This is a genomic window from Lactococcus lactis (assembly GCF_029023865.1).
Classification (GTDB): domain Bacteria; phylum Bacillota; class Bacilli; order Lactobacillales; family Streptococcaceae; genus Lactococcus; species Lactococcus lactis.
In genome coordinates this window covers 43,177-58,341 of the sequence record NZ_CP118970.1, presented here as the reverse complement: position 1 = coordinate 58,341, position 15,165 = coordinate 43,177, and the positions used below count along the sequence as shown (strand labels likewise).

At 37.8% G+C, this 15,165-nt stretch carries 14 protein-coding genes and 1 pseudogene; 7 read left to right on the top strand and 8 right to left on the bottom strand.

Annotated elements, in window-relative coordinates:
* Nucleotides 1–62: 62 nt before the first annotated feature.
* Nucleotides 63–428, bottom strand: a complete 366-nt coding sequence (locus PYW37_RS13175) for a hypothetical protein (protein WP_025017228.1) — start codon at nt 426–428, stop codon at nt 63–65.
* Between the two features lie 127 nt (nt 429–555).
* Here PYW37_RS13175 and PYW37_RS13170 point away from each other — a divergent pair.
* The 6 genes and pseudogenes from PYW37_RS13170 (at nt 556) to hemH (ending at nt 7,437) form a co-directional block, all read left to right on the top strand.
* Nucleotides 556–1,160, top strand: a pseudogene (locus tag PYW37_RS13170) (IS6 family transposase).
* A gap of 94 nt (nt 1,161–1,254) precedes the next feature.
* Nucleotides 1,255–2,784, top strand: coding sequence for a multicopper oxidase family protein (locus PYW37_RS13165; protein WP_021213209.1), 1,530 nt, complete (start codon nt 1,255–1,257; stop codon nt 2,782–2,784).
* A 39-nt stretch (nt 2,785–2,823) separates the two neighbouring features.
* The gene (locus PYW37_RS13160; protein ID WP_044009745.1) at nt 2,824–4,197 is read left to right on the top strand and encodes an MFS transporter; all 1,374 of its coding nucleotides are present in this window, start codon (nt 2,824–2,826) and stop codon (nt 4,195–4,197) included.
* Nucleotides 4,198–4,422: 225 nt separating this feature from the next.
* A complete protein-coding gene (hemQ, locus tag PYW37_RS13155; RefSeq protein ID WP_025017229.1) occupies nt 4,423–5,169 on the top strand; it encodes a hydrogen peroxide-dependent heme synthase in 747 nt (248 codons plus the stop codon).
* A 19-nt stretch (nt 5,170–5,188) separates the two neighbouring features.
* Nucleotides 5,189–6,526: an MFS transporter gene (locus PYW37_RS13150; RefSeq protein WP_021214661.1), complete on the top strand. Its 1,338-nt coding sequence runs from the start codon at nt 5,189–5,191 to the stop codon at nt 6,524–6,526.
* A 5-nt stretch (nt 6,527–6,531) separates the two neighbouring features.
* Complete coding sequence (hemH, locus tag PYW37_RS13145; protein WP_021214662.1) at nt 6,532–7,437, top strand: ferrochelatase; 906 nt, start codon at nt 6,532–6,534, stop codon at nt 7,435–7,437.
* A 201-nt stretch (nt 7,438–7,638) separates the two neighbouring features.
* Here hemH and PYW37_RS13335 read toward each other — a convergent pair whose 3' ends face one another.
* Both PYW37_RS13335 and PYW37_RS13140 read right to left on the bottom strand, forming a co-directional pair.
* Nucleotides 7,639–7,743, bottom strand: a complete 105-nt coding sequence (locus PYW37_RS13335; RefSeq protein WP_017865282.1) for a type I toxin-antitoxin system Fst family toxin — start codon at nt 7,741–7,743, stop codon at nt 7,639–7,641.
* Nucleotides 7,744–8,136: 393 nt separating this feature from the next.
* Nucleotides 8,137–8,358 (bottom strand): hypothetical protein, encoded by a 222-nt coding sequence (locus PYW37_RS13140; RefSeq protein ID WP_021723396.1) that lies wholly within the window; start codon nt 8,356–8,358, stop codon nt 8,137–8,139.
* Between the two features lie 291 nt (nt 8,359–8,649).
* Between PYW37_RS13140 and PYW37_RS13135 the strand changes: the two genes are divergently transcribed.
* Nucleotides 8,650–9,204 (top strand): recombinase family protein, encoded by a 555-nt coding sequence (locus tag PYW37_RS13135; RefSeq protein ID WP_003132846.1) that lies wholly within the window; start codon nt 8,650–8,652, stop codon nt 9,202–9,204.
* 349 nt (nt 9,205–9,553) lie between these two features.
* Here PYW37_RS13135 and PYW37_RS13130 read toward each other — a convergent pair whose 3' ends face one another.
* The 5 genes from PYW37_RS13130 to oppC form a co-directional block, all read right to left on the bottom strand.
* Nucleotides 9,554–9,775 carry a hypothetical protein gene (locus tag PYW37_RS13130; protein WP_003132844.1) on the bottom strand — a complete coding sequence of 74 codons (222 nt, stop codon included), beginning with the start codon at nt 9,773–9,775 and terminating at the stop codon, nt 9,554–9,556.
* A 34-nt stretch (nt 9,776–9,809) separates the two neighbouring features.
* The gene (locus PYW37_RS13125) at nt 9,810–10,106 is read right to left on the bottom strand and encodes a BRCT domain-containing protein (protein WP_003132842.1); all 297 of its coding nucleotides are present in this window, start codon (nt 10,104–10,106) and stop codon (nt 9,810–9,812) included.
* Nucleotides 10,107–10,352: 246 nt separating this feature from the next.
* Nucleotides 10,353–12,236: an endopeptidase PepO gene (pepO, locus tag PYW37_RS13120; protein ID WP_014011541.1), complete on the bottom strand. Its 1,884-nt coding sequence runs from the start codon at nt 12,234–12,236 to the stop codon at nt 10,353–10,355.
* A 124-nt stretch (nt 12,237–12,360) separates the two neighbouring features.
* The gene (locus PYW37_RS13115) at nt 12,361–14,163 is read right to left on the bottom strand and encodes an oligopeptide ABC transporter substrate-binding protein (RefSeq protein ID WP_058222315.1); all 1,803 of its coding nucleotides are present in this window, start codon (nt 14,161–14,163) and stop codon (nt 12,361–12,363) included.
* A gap of 109 nt (nt 14,164–14,272) precedes the next feature.
* On the bottom strand, nt 14,273–15,157 hold the full coding sequence (oppC, locus tag PYW37_RS13110) for a murein tripeptide/oligopeptide ABC transporter permease OppC (protein ID WP_003140250.1): 885 nt from the start codon (nt 15,155–15,157) through the stop codon (nt 14,273–14,275).
* Nucleotides 15,158–15,165 lie beyond the last annotated feature (8 nt).

Here is a 15,165-nt window from a genome sequence, read left to right as displayed (position 1 = left end):
GAAGCTCACTCCTTTTTATTCAAAATAATTTTTATTCACATTAAAAACTTATTAGCAGAATTTCATTCATTCATATCCTTCTTCTGCTTTTTCATTATAGCATAGAAACGGGGAGGATAGACTGCCTTAAAGCTATTTTGCTGAAAATTTATTAAAAAGTTTTCATAATAGAGATTAATATTCTGCTTAATTTGAGTAAATTTATGTAAAGGGATTTCATCATCAAAAACTTCAAGTAAGTTCAACCCCAAAGGTGCAATAAAAGAACGTTCAAAAGTCAAATTCAACAAATTTTCACCTCTTTGGTAATATTTTTCCTGAAGTTTCAACCATTTTGGTGAACAATAATAAAGTTGCCGACGAATAAATTCCGCTAGTTTAAGATCAACAATAAGTGGTATTGTCGGTTCTGTTGCAAAGTTTTCCAAAAAATCTATTTTAGTGTAAAATTGAGAAAAAAGACAGAGAGGACAGAGTAATGAATCATTTTAAAGGCAAACAATTCAAAAAAGAGGTCATTATTATCGCTGTGGGCTACTATCTTCGTTACAATTTTTGAGCTATCGTGAAGTCCAAGAATTGCTTTATGACCGTGGAATAAATGTTTGCCATACTACGATTTATAAATGGGTTCAAGAATACAGTAAAGTACTCTATCGGCTCTGGAAAAAGCAAAATAGACCGTCCTTCCCTTCTTGGAAAATGGACGAAACCTATATCAAAATTAAGGGACGTTGGCATTATCTTTATCGTGCAATTGATGCGGACGGCTTAACCTTAGATATCTGGTTACGAAAGAAACGGGATACGCAAGCAGCCTATGCTTTCTTAAACGACTCCATAAACAGTTTGGTGAGCCGAAAGCAATTGTGACCGATAAAGCACCTTCTCTTGGCTCCGCCTTTAGAAAGTTACAGAGTGTGGGTTTATATACTAAGACAGAGCACCGAACTGTGAAGTATCTTAACAATTTAATAGAACAAGACCATCGACCAATCAAACGACGCAATAAATTTTATCGAAGTCTACGAACTGCCTCAACCACGATTACGGGCATGGAGACCCTTCGAGGAATATACAAAAAGAACCGAAGAAATGCAACGCTCTTCGGATTTTCGGTATCTACTGAGATTAAGGTCTTAATGGGAATATTAGCTTAAGAACAAGAAGGATTATAAACCTTGTATTTGATTTTTAAACTTTGCAACAGAACCCTAAAAAGTGTTAAAATTCTTGTCAGAGGGGGAAATCACGATGAAAAACTATACGGACTATTTCTTTGATGAGCCAGCGTTTGATCTCCACGATGGCGGATACGTGCCGCTTGAGGTCAGTGATGCGCCTGAGAAGCCCTTAAATGTGCCGCCGTTGTTGAAACCGGATAAAGAGACGGCGACCGACGTTTATTACACGGTGACAGCAGAGGCTGGGGAAACGCAACTGTTACCTGGGGCGAAGACCAAGACGTGGGGCTATAATACCAGTCTGTTAGGTCAGACGATTGTGTATCGCCGTGGTCAGCATACGCATGTGACACTGAAAAACACCCTGCCTGAGTTGACCACTTTTCATTGGCATGGGGCTAATGTCAGTGGCCCTTATGTTGATGGCGGATGCCATGCGCCGGTTTATCCGGGTGAAAGTAAGCATATCGACTTCACATTGGAACAACCTGCGACGACTTTGTGGCTGCACGCGCATCCGTGCCCATCCACAGCCGAGCAGGTTTGGCATGGTTTGGCTGCCATGGTGATTGTCAAAGACGACCATGAAGCCAGCCTGCCATTGCCAAGGAACTATGGCGTTGACGATATTCCGGTCATTTTGCAAGACCGGCGTTTTCATGAGAACAACCAGTGGGACTACCGGGCTGATTATGATCCTGACGGTGTTGCTGGGCCAACTGCAATGATTAACGGTACAATCAATCCCTATTTTGATGTCACCACGCAAAAGGTCCGGTTGCGTTTTCTGGATGGTGCTAATCGCCGTGAATGGCGGTTGCATTTTTCCGATGACCTGCCATTTACGCAAATTGGCGGGGATGGCTCACTGTTACCGGAGCCGGTCAAATTTACCCATTTGATGCTGACTTGTGCTGAGCGTGCCGAAGTGATCGTTGATTTTGGCCAATACCATGAAGGCGACGAGGTCACCTTATATACGGATGATGTGCCATTGCTAAAGTTCCGCATTCATGCGTTCAAACCGGATCAGACTACCTTGCCTGATAAGTTGTTCGATGTGAAGGCACCAGTGGTTGACCCGGCTTTGCCAGTTCGCCACGTTGTGATGCAGGGGATGGACGAAGGTGTTGCGATTGATGGTAAAAAGTTTGCCATGCAGCGGATTGATGCCACGCAACCAATTGGCAAAGCCCAGTACTGGGATGTTACCAATAGCAATGATGCGCCTGGAATGGTTCATCCATTCCATGTGCATGGAACCCAATTCTTAGTCTTGTCGCGGAATGGGCATGCGCCGTATCCAAATGAACATGGTTTCAAAGATACCGTTGGCGTGAATCCTGGTGAAACGGTTCGGCTGCTGGTTCGCTTTGATTTGCCAGGGGTTTATATGTATCACTGCCATATCATTGAGCACGAAGATGGCGGCATGATGGCACAGATTGAAACATTCGATCCAGCCAAGCCAAAGCAAGAATATAAATTGATGGATATGGATACGTTAATGATGGCCTTGGCTAAAGAACGTGGCGTCAAACCATCTGAGATTTGGATGGGCGGTATGCAGTCTTATGAAAAAATGGGAATGAAAATGTAAACGTCCCACAATACTAATATAGAAAAAGATGATTTTAATATGCACTCTCCAACGATCAAACATCGCGGGGCTTTTGTCGCCACGTTACTGACAGGTACCTTTTCGATGTCAATTTCTCAGTCTTCTTTAAGCACCGCTTATCCTGCTTTTATGAAAGCTTTTGGTTTAGGAGCGGATACAGTTGCTTGGCTGACAACCGGCTTTATGTTGGTGATGACCTTGATGATTCCGGTTAGCCCATGGCTGTTGCATAATGTTACTTTCCGACGGCTTTTCCAAGCGATTGAACTCATTTTTGCCATTGGGACAGGCTTATGTATCTGGGCACCGAGTTTTACCGTGCTCATGATTGGCCGGTTGCTTGAAGCGATTGCGGTCGGGATTATTTTCCCGAGTTTCCAGACCGTGTTGCTGACGATTACGCCGCATAGTGAGCGTGGTCGGGTGATGGGCACGGCGGGATTGGTCATGGGCTCAGCCTTGGCAGTCGGTCCGATTATTTCCGGTGTTTTGCTGACATGGTTCCCTTGGCACGCTTTATTCTTGTTCTTCTTGGTCGTTTCGCTGCTTGTGCTGGCCGTTTCAACGGTGACCATTGCGTCTGTCATGCCATTGCAACCGACGCAACTGGACTGGGTGTCCTTCCTTTTATCCGCAAGTTTTCCAATTCTACTTTATGCCTTGGGTGCTTTGTCGAAAAAAGGCTTAACTGTTGGCGTGGTTGGTTTGTTGATTTTAGGCGTTCTGGCAGCTGGTATTTTCGTTGTTCGGCAATTGAATCGCCAACCACCAATGTTGCAAATGCGAGTTTTTGCCACTGGTATGTTTATTAAAGCGGTGTTTCTGACCGGAATTTCATACGTCGGTTTGATTGTCACCACTATCCTGATGCCGCTTTACTTTCAAACGCTACTTGGTTTGTCACCGTTGATTTCTGGCTTGTCCTTAGTGCCAGCTGCGGTGTTGCTGAGTATTTTGAATCCAATTAGCGGGCGCCTACTGGATCGCTTTGGACCGCGTGTCGTGGCCATGATTGGCATGTTGTTGATTACTGGCGGCTTTGGTCTGTTAGCAGTCTTTGCCCATCATTTACCGCTGATTGGGGCAATTATGTTGGCGATGGCGACTGAAGCCGGCAATGCCTTTGTGATGATGCCTTCAGTGACGGCTGGCGCGAATGCTTTGCCGAATGAGCTCGTGGCAGACGGCACTGCGGTTACAACGACGGCTCGTCAGTTATTCGGTTCTGCCGGTGTCATGTTCGCCACAGTGTTGTTGGATGGCATGCAAACCACGCTGCGAAGTCATGCTGGCGGTTTTGCTGTTACCTTCGCTGTGTTTGCTGGCGTGGGCCTGATTGGCTTGCTGTTGGCGTTGACGTTACCAAAGGAAGTCGCGAAGAAAGCGGTATAGCTGCGAATTCGTGATTTGCATCTACAAAAATGATCGCCTACCAGGTTCTGTTGCAAAGTTTAAAAATCAAATACAAGGTTTATAATCCTTGTATTTGATTTTTAAACTTTGCAACAGAACCTATGATATACTATTTATGTACACAAATATTAGTTTTTAAGGAGAGAAGAAAATGAAAAAAATCTATTGAATTTTCAGACAATAAAGAAAGGAAGGAAATAAATGATTGTTGAAGCAGTAGAAACATTAGATGGATGGTATTCACTTCATCTCACGTATCAAATGGATTGGGCAGCTTGGAATCAAGTAGCACAACCAAAAAAACAAGCGGTTGTAGCGGAATTAATCGCATTGTTGACTGAATGGGAGGAAATTGAACAAGCCAAAAAAGGGAGTCATTATGTCTGGAATGTGACTGGTCATAAAGGCGATATTGGTTTTTTTGTTTTACGTCCGGAATTAAAAGATGTAAATGCTGAAGAAAATCGTTGGCATCAGCTAGCATTATTTGATTACTTAACACCGTTACATAGCTATGTATCAGTGATTGAGCTGGGAACATATAGTGGGAAACCGACAACAGAAAAAGCCATGGAGAGAACGACGCAACATCTTTATCCAAAATTACCAAAGGATGACGAATATATTTGCTTTTATCCTATGAATAAAGTTCGTTCGGGTGATATTAATTGGTATACCTTGCCTTATGAAAAACGGCGAGAATTAATGAAAGAACACGGTATGATTGGTCGTAAATATGCGGGGAAAATTCATCAATTTATTACCGGATCGATTGGGTTAGATGATCATGAATGGGGAGTAACCTTATTTGCAAATGATCCATTAGAGTTTAAAAAAATTATTTATGAAATGCGTTTTTCTGAAGCAAGTAGTGTTTATTCGGATTTTCCTTATTTTATCGTGGGCGTATCATTAAATAGCCAAGAAAAAATAACAAATTATTTCAAGTAAGAATAGAGGAGTCTTTATAGTGGATGTACCAGTAAGTCAGTCGAAAAACAGAATCAATTTATTATTACTGATTAGTTTATTTATTACGCAACTTGATTCAGGTATCATGAGTACGAATTTGTCTTCTATTTCACGTACCTTTGCGCTCAGTCCTCAAGAGAAAAGCTGGGTGGTAGCAGTTTATACCTTAGGTTTACTTTTTGCGACGCCCATTATGGGGAGTTTTATTGATCGGTTTGGATACCGTACTGTTTTTTTAATGGAATTAGGCTTTTATTTTATAGGAGTTGTGGGGATTGCGACTAGTTCATCATTCACGGCATTATTAGTAGCACGTATTATTCAATCATTTGGCAGTAGCTCTATTTTGACACTCGCATTATCTCGAGTATTTATGATACATACACATAAAGTTAGTGGCAAAGTAGGAAATGTTGGAGCTTTAGTCGCATTGGCTACGATTGTGGCCCCAATTATCAGTGTTGTCAGTTTGGCTAAAACACAGGATTGGCGCGCTATTTATCTTGTATTAGCGGCAATGATTTTCCTTATTTTCCTTGTGGCATGGGTCATGATACCAAAAGAAATTTTATCGAGCACGGAAACATTTGACGTAAAGGGCAACACCCTCTTTGTCTTGGCCTTAGTTGCGTTTAATTTATTGTTAAGCCGATTATTTATTAGTGGTAATTTAGTCGAATTACTTGCTTATGGAATTCTATTTTGTCTTACGATTGGTAGTTTTTTAGTGATTGAAGCACGCCGCGAAGCAAATCAAGAAAAAGTAGTATTTTCGCGTAAATTATGGACGATAGCGAAATATCGGATGAGTTTAATTGGAGGGATTGTAACGGGGTTAAGTATGTCTTTATTTGCGTTTTTCCCATCGATGATTGAAGTGACATTTCAATTAAACGCGCGTAAAGCGGGCTCATTTATGACGATTATGGCCATTGGAACATTAATTGGCTCAAAATTAGCAGGTTATTGGACTGGGAAAAAAAGTGCGTATCATGCCACTCGCGATAGTATGATTGCAGTGATTATCAGCTTAATTATCCTGTATTTCTCGGTTGCTTCCTTACCACTTTTTTTAATGGCACTATTTTTATTTGGTATTGCAATCGGGATGATTATGACCGTACCGTTACAGGTCTTAATTGTGGAAGCTTCACCGCAAGATCGGAATACTTCCTTAAGTCTTTTATCTGTTAGTAAAAAATTAGGGATGACAATAGGCATTACATTAATGAGTATTTTTGCTCATTTCACACAAGCAACTGGTGTTCATTCAATGATTTTAGTCTTAATGGTGCTAACAATCGCTTTTGTGTGGACAATTCGACATAAGGAGTAGGGAAGATGGAAAAACAAGCTGTTTTATTAATGAGTTATGGTACACCAAATCGCACAGAAGAAATTTGGGATTATTATACCCATATTCGTCATGGAAAAGAACCTTCACAAGCATTATATGATGAATTAGTGGGGCGTTATGAAGAAATTGGTGGTGTTTCACCATTGGCGCATATTACAGAAGCCCAACGAGCAGCGATTGAAGAAAAATTAAATGAATCAGGAACTGGTGAGTATCAGGTTTTTAATGGATTACGCCATATTCATCCATTTATCGAAGAAACTTTAACAGAAATTTTAAATCAAGGTTTTACAAGCATTCATGGCTTAGTATTGGCACCTCATCGTTCAACATTCATCGATCAATATCATGAGCGAGTGGAAGCTAAATTGCAAACACATCCAGAGGTAACCTATCATCCACACTATCATTTTTGGCAAGCAACAGGTTTCTTAACTTTTTGGTCTGACCAAATTCAAGCAGCCTTGCATCCTACCCGCAAACAAAAATTTTTGTTTACAGCACATAGTTTACCCGAGCGTCTATTAGCAAACGGAGATCCGTATGTGGATGAAATTAAAGAGGCAGCACAAGCCATTGTGAATCAAGTGGAAGGCACTGTTGATTTTGCTAATGCTTGGCAAAGTGTCGGTCGAACAGCTGATAAATGGATTGGACCGAATGTGGAAGATGTAACAGAAGCATTAGTAACGCAAGAAAATTATGAAGAAATTATTTATTTACCTTTTGGTTTTGTAGCAGATAATTTAGAAACCTTATATGACAATGATATTGAGTGTAAGGAGCAAGTTGAAGCTTTAGGCGGTCACTATAAACGGCTAGCAATGCCGAATGTTCACCCTGACTTTATTGCAGGTGTGGTGAGCGAATTGTTGTCATCCAATGAGTAGTAAGTGAAAAAGTTATCTTGACAGATTTTTTGGTAATAAAAGGGTTGTATAATTGGACAAGATGTTGTACAATAAGTTTAACGAATAGAATTTGGAGTGTTAATTCACAACAGATTCAAAAGGGTCACAGGGAGCTGTGGCTCTTTTTTTATGCAAAAAAACTGTCAGATTGAGTAAGTCTGACAGCTTAAAAATGTGGAATTAGTGGCGCTTGTTGTGTTGGTCTTTCAACCAGCTCTTGATTATCTCAAGAGCAACACCTACCACAAGAGGTGCAACTACAGTTACGAATAGAATTTGAAGCATATAATTCACCTCCTTCCTAAGGCAGTAATGCTCCAAGAAGGTGCGCCAAAAATCATTATATCATAATGCAAACAAAAAAATCGTCTAAGTTGAAAACTTCGGCGTTTTTTTGTTTTTTCGCCCCCTGCGATAAGAGAAAATTGAATTAATCTCTATTTTTGGAGTAGTTCTCTATCCAATCTTTTACAGTTCGCATATCTTCTTCCGTAAAGGAGTATGTGTAGGGTTTCTATGAAGATAGGTCAAGGTATGCAACAACACCTTTTAAATATTTTGATGGTACTCCTAAAATATTAGTGATTTTAAGGGGTTTAACCCCCTCGCTCCCATTGACTGTAACACGAACAAAGCGTAGATATTAGAAATGATATTCTTATAGAGTTTTATATATTATCATCTCCACTTTTGTCTTGAAGGAAGTAATGTATGTTCAGGAATAGTCTTTAAGATATCGTTTAATTGGTCTTTTGATTCTTGACTTATAATAGGACTCATTACGATTTCAAGGCCTTTTAGTGTTTCTTCTTTGAAAGGAATATCAAAATACTCGTACTCAATGGGATTATTTCCTATAGAGTTTAAAAATTCATTACTATTAAATGGAATTCCATGCATTGTGTTTTTTATTAGTGTAAAAATACCAATAGGCTGTGTGAATAATTGATATCGCCACTCTTTGGACTAATGTCAAATATTTAGACACAAAATGAGATACATCTTCTTAGCCCAATGTTCTTTTATATTTGAGTGTTCAGAAAATGGTCATTTTCTGGACACTCTTCTTTTGTTATAAAAACTCTCAAAATCATTTACATTTCTCGTTCATTAACCCGTAATTTATTCTATGTTCATTTATATATATATTTTTAAGTTATGATACAATAAATTAGAACAAAGGAGAATAAAATGAATATCGGATATGCACGAGTTTCAACTGGACTTCAAAATTTGGATTTACAAAAAGATAGTCTTAAAAAATATGATTGTGAGAAAATATTTACTGACCATCTGTCAGGAAGTAAAAAAGATCGACCTGGTTTAAAATCCGCCATCGAATTTTCTCGTTCTGGAGATACAATTGTTGTTTGGCGGTTAGATCGATTAGGAAGAAATATGGAGGACTTAATTAGCATAGTTAATTCACTTAATGATAAAGGAGTAAGCTTCCATAGCTTGCAAGAAAATATTACAATGGATAAATCAAGTTCGACTGGACAATTGATGTTTCATTTGTTTGCGGCTTTTGCGGAATTTGAGAGAAATCTTATTTTGGAGCGTTCTGCCGCTGGTAGAGAAGCTGCACGTGCAAGAGGACGACTTGGAGGAAGACCTGAGAAATTTTCGGAGCAAGACGTAAAGCTTCTTAAAACCTTGGTAGAAAGTGGTACGCCGATTAAGTCGATTGCGGATTCTTGGGGAGTGTCAAGAACAACGATTTATAGATATATTAATAAGTTTTAGAATAAACTAAAAAACCAGCTCACAACTATTAAGGTGCAAGCTGGTTTAATTTTTTTACTTTGGTATAATTAGTAACTCATACTAATTTTACAATCTTCGATAAGATATTGACTGATATTTCTAACAAAAGATTTCAAGCGTTCCTTTTTGTTATGTAAATCTAACGCTGGTTGATTTTCCCAATTTTCTGCAATTACATATTGAGTACTGTCTTGGACAACGAACTGAACCAACTTTGCAATAGGTTGCTTTCAGTGAATCTTGGGCGAAATGAATATGAATTCTCTCCAAGGTCAATAAGTTAAGCAAGATACAAAAAGCTTATCATTATGATAAACTTTTTACGTTTTCAGTTTAAGTATTGCATATTTTCAACTCGTTTTTCCGACCATTTGTGGCATACTTTTAACAATTCTACTTTTTGTTCTTCATTCAATTGCTCGAAGTAAGCTCGTGGGTCATTGGGGACATGATTGGGGATAACTCCCATCAGATATCCTGGTGGAAGTTGGAAGTATTGGGACAAAACTAAAGCAATTTTATTAGCAATAGCTTTTCCTAAAGTTTTCATAATTCCTCCTCTATCAATAATATAACAAGCATAATTATAACCCTTTTGAGAGAAGTTGAAAAGTTTGAGCTAAAAATTCGATAAATTCTTTTTCAGTCATTATCATTATTCGTTGTCCTTTTCGTTTAGATTGCTTAGCCTCTGATATTTTATGCGAATGATGATAGCCTTTTATTAAATCAATCGGAAAATTGCCTGTGACTAGTCTAGTCGTTTTTTTAGTCACAGCGTTCTGATTATGCCCTTTTAAACCTATAATGATTGATTGTGCTTGTTTTCTTGTCATCGTTGTAAGGGTGCCAGTAAATACAAAATATTCATTCTCTAGCATTAAACCACCTCTGCTGTTTTTCTGAATGGACTCGATGATCAACTTATTTGACCTTCTAGGAATCCAATTATATCAGAAAATAAATATAAACCTTTGAAGTATACTCTGGTATCCTAACCGTGCTAGCAATAACTCTTTTTATAATATATCAAAAAGTGGAAAAAGCACTCATAACTTTGTGATTATAGGTGCTTTTTCTAAATTATTTGACTCAATTTAAATATATCATTAATATAAATTCAATGATTACCAAATTTTAAGACGATTTTCTGGTGCACGATACATCTTATCTGTTTCTTTAACATCAAAAGTATCGTAAAATTCTTCGAGATTTGTTGGAGGAATATTTGCACGAAGTTTAGCGGGTGCATGAAAATCCATTGACAAAAGCATTTGTTGGAATTCTTTACTTGCTTTCATGCGCCAAATCTTAGCCCACTGACTAAAGAAAGCTTTCAAATCAACGTCTTTCTCATCTTTAGCTGCTGTCAGTGCCGCTGTAATTCCTCCTTGGTCAGCAATATTTTCTGACACAATGAGTTTTCCGTTTGCTGGACCAGCTTCGGTTTCTACGCCGTCAAAGAGTGCAATCATTTCTTTTTGCTTTTCTTCAAAAGCTTCATAATCTTCATCTAACCACCATTTGTTCAAATTTCCTTCTTTATCGAATTGGGCACCGTTGTTATCAAAAGCGTGAGAAATTTCGTGAGCAATAACTGTGCCGATTCCACCGTAATTTTGTGATGAAGATTGTTCAAGAGAGTAAAAAGGAGCTTGCAAAATTGCTGCTGGAAAAACAATTGTATTACTATCAGGACTATAATAAGCATTGACCATATGAGCAGGCATATGCCAGCTTGTTTTATCAACATCTTCTGAGAATTTTTCAAAAGTTCGAGCAGTCAAAATTTCATCGAATTTAAGGGCATCTTCATAGAGAGAGCCAGAAGTTGTTTTTAAACGACTATAAATTTCAGGCAATTTATCTGGGAAACCAATGAAAGGAGTAATAGCATCCAATTTTTCAATGGCTTTTTCAGCTGTTTCTTGACTGAGCCACTCATTTTTAGACAAACGCGCTTGGTAAACTTTAATCATTGCAGTGACCATCCGTTTGACATCGGCCTTACCAGCTTCACCAAAATATTTTTTACCATAGAATAAACCAATCACTTGGCTAAAATAAGACTCAGTCAAATCAAGTTGATGTTTTTCTTGACTTCTTGCTTCTTGAACATTTGAAAGGAAACGTCCATAAGCTCCACCAAGAATTCTAAGGTCTTCATTGAAGAAAGAAGTAGCGCCACGTGCAATTTTTGTCAGCATCCAAGCTTTAATGAGTGACCAATTTTCTTCATTGATAAGTGAATCAAATGATTCATAAAAACGATCTTCGTAAACAATGACTTTATCAGGTTCAGTTTTTACTAAATCTTTAATTAAAGATTTTAAATCCAGGTTTTTAACTTTACTGACAAAGCTGTCAGTAGAAATTGGATGATAAAGTTCAGCATATTTTGCCCACTCTTCAGAAGTATTTGCTGATGGAACTAAAAGAGCATCGAATTTAAGGGCAGACTTTGCAATCTCTTCTGCATTTTCAACATCAAATGTCTTTAAAATTTCGCTTGTGTTTTTAGCCCAAAAATCAAGTAATTCTTTTTTTCTAGGGTGTTCATCATTATAATAAGTGGTATCAGGTAAAATCAAACCCGGGCCAGAAAATCCAAGAGAATAGTGAATAGCATCTTTCATATCAGGTTCAACACTAAAAGAAAACGGAAGAGGTGCCTGTGAATGGAAAACGAGTTGAGTCAAATTATTTTTAAAATCTTCAAAAGTATTTAAAGTTTCAACTTTAGCAAGTTCATTTTTTACGGCAGAAAAGTCCGCTTTTTCTCTGGTTTGCCAATCTCCTGCTTTATTATAAAATTTGATTGCTTCAAGCAACTCTGGATTATCAGTAGGTAGGTTTTGTGATAAATCAGCTAAATCTTTAGCCAAATTTTTCTCATTTTTTAGTACTAATTCATCAAAAGCTGAAATTCTTGGTTTGTCTGCAGGAATTTCTGCATTTTCTAACCATTCAGCATTAACAGTAGCGAATAAATCATCTTGAATCCTTGTCATATCAAACTCCTTTTTTAATAAAAGAAGCTCAAATCATAAATTTGAACTTCTGTGACTTTAGAATTGCGAAAACTAAAGTGAGGGTATTTTTACAAAAAAACTTGTAAACAAAAGTTAAGTAAAACTATTTGGTGGCCAACTTAGCAGAAGAAACACCAATTTCTGACCAAGTATTCATTGCACCATAATCAAGCGTCATTCCAACTACACGTTTGTTAACAGGAGTATAATTCAACATAAAGTTAGTTGGAATCACATAAGCTTTTTTATTCATATCTTCTTGATATTTAACGAAAGCTGCTTTACGGTAAGTTAGATTTTCAGACTTGGCAGAATCAATATCATTTAAATCCTTAGTGATTTCTGAATCATTAAAGTGACCAAAGTTATAAGGTGCTGCTGCTGAGAACAAATCTTGTTGAGAAGGTTCAGATGCCAATGACCAAGAACCGTCAGTGATATCCCAGTCATTTGCTCCTGGAGGAGTCGTCATATGGTCGACCCAAGAATTAAATTCCATCAATTTACCGTTATAAAGACTCACTTTTACCCCAATTTTCTTCCATTGTTGGATATAGTTTTGGGCAATGGTTTCAGCGTTTGCATCACCTACACGAGCCGCATAAACAAGCGATAATTCTTTTCCATCTTTTTCACGGTAGCCTGTAGATTTATTCAATTTCCATCCGTCTTCATCCAAAAGTTTATTAGCTTTATCAAGATCTTGTTTTTCATATCCTTTAACTGATGAACTCGTAAATTGTTTAAAGATAGGTGGAATCAAACTATTTGCAGGAGTTGAAAGTCCGTTTGAGAACTTATTATCCACTTCTGCGACATTTCGAGCATAACCAATGGCTTGACGAACATTTTGGTCTTGCAATGGCGTTTTACGATCTTGGACATTAATTGAATTTTTAGCATCATAGTGCCCTAAGTTATAGTACATTAAGGAAATATACATCGCTTGTTGTCCTAAAACCTTGTATCCCTTTAAGTTTTTCACTTGCTTATACTGGCTACTAACCATGCCGTTAATAATATCATATTTACTTGATGAAAGTGCTGCGACTGATTTTGCTGTTGATACAACTTCATAAGTAATTGAATTTAGTTTTGGTTTTTCACCCCAATAGTAAGGATTTGGGACATATTTAATAGATTCACCAGCAACAACATTTTCCGGTTTAAAAGGCCCTGTAACTAATGGTTTCGTTGTCGTTTTTGGACTAGAAGCCAAATCTTTAGGAGCGACATCTTTCAAATATTGATAAGGCGCTACCGTTTCAAGGAAGTAACCATTTCCTGATTGAGTCATCCCCGGTTTCATTTCTTTAAATTGAACCTTGATGACTTTTCCATTTTCACCATCAGGGAAAGTGATCCCTGAGATTGTTTTAGCTTTACCCGTATGATAATCACTCAAGCCAACAATATTTGCCAGAGAATCAGTCCAACGGTCGGAACCATAAGCAGGATTAGCAATCGTTTCATAGGTAAATTCATAATCTTTAGCCGTTACTTCTGAACCATCAGACCATTTCAAATCTTTACGAAGGGTAATCGTTGCCGTTTTAGACTCTTTATCTAGAGCAACATCGGCAGCTCCTCCCTTAATAAATTTGAATCCACTGTCTGTGAAGAACAAACCATCTTGACCTCCACCAGGACCAGACATTGTAGCAAAAGTTGCATCATTAGAAAGTCCCGATAACCATTGTGCTTTCATTGGAGAATCACTTTGATATGCGACTTTTAAATTTCCACCTTTGATTGCCTTGTCTGGATTTTGATAAGCAACGTCAAAGTTCCCCGCTTTTAATTTTTTTGTACTTGTACTTGAGCTTTGATTAGAACCACAAGCACTTAGGAGTGTAGCTGCTAAAACTACACTACTTGCCAATAAAGTTACTTTTAATTTGTTCATCTTAGTTTCTCCAATAATTTCTTTTTATTTCTTGCTTGCTTCAATATAATATTTAATTTATCATATCCATTTTTAATAGATAAACATTTTTATCACTCTTGAATGTTGTTTATCTTGTAGCTTGTCTTTGGTCAGCCACTCGTCTTAGTGCATTTCCGATAAAGATAATAGCAAGCACCACAATTAGGATGACCACTGTTGCTGGAACCCAAGTCCAAGGCTTATCAGTCATTGTTTCTGGATTAGTCGCTTCATTTATCATTGTTCCCAAAGATGGTGTCCCCGCTGGAAGTCCAAAACCTAAGAAAGAAAGCCCTGTTTCTAAACCAATATTTCCAGCAAAAACAAGCGTTGCTTCAGCAATGACTAAGGTGGACAAGTTGGGCCATATTTCCCGAAACATAATTTTAAAATCAGAGGTTCCCGAAGTTTTTGATGCTCGAACATAATCTCGATTGACTTCCGTCATTGTTCTTGCCCGAATCAGACGCGTTGTCCCTATCCAACTAAAGATACTGATAATCCCAATCAAAGACCAAGAATTAAACCGTGGGATGATAGTTACAAAAACAATAATGATCATCATTGATGGTAAAATCATGACAAAATCAGTGAAACGCATGAAGATTAAATCAAACCTTCCGCCAAAGTAGCCCGTAATTACCCCTAAGATATTTCCTACAACTAAAGTAATGAGTGTAACTGCAAAAGCGATATTGAAAGAGTTTCGTGCAGAAATCATTAACATCATGATAATATCTCGTCCACCATTATCAGTTCCCAGTAAATGTCCATTCGTCAGCGGTGCCAGATATTGGTCCATGATATTCACATCAACATAATTTGATTGTTTTAAAAACATCGAGTAAATATAAACGATTAGAAAGACAGCAACTAGAAAAATTGTTGAAATCATCGCTAATTTATCTTTTTTTAGTTCTTCTTTGATTGAGTGAACTAATGATAAAGAATTTTTGTGTTTTTTTTCTGTCATTTTCACTC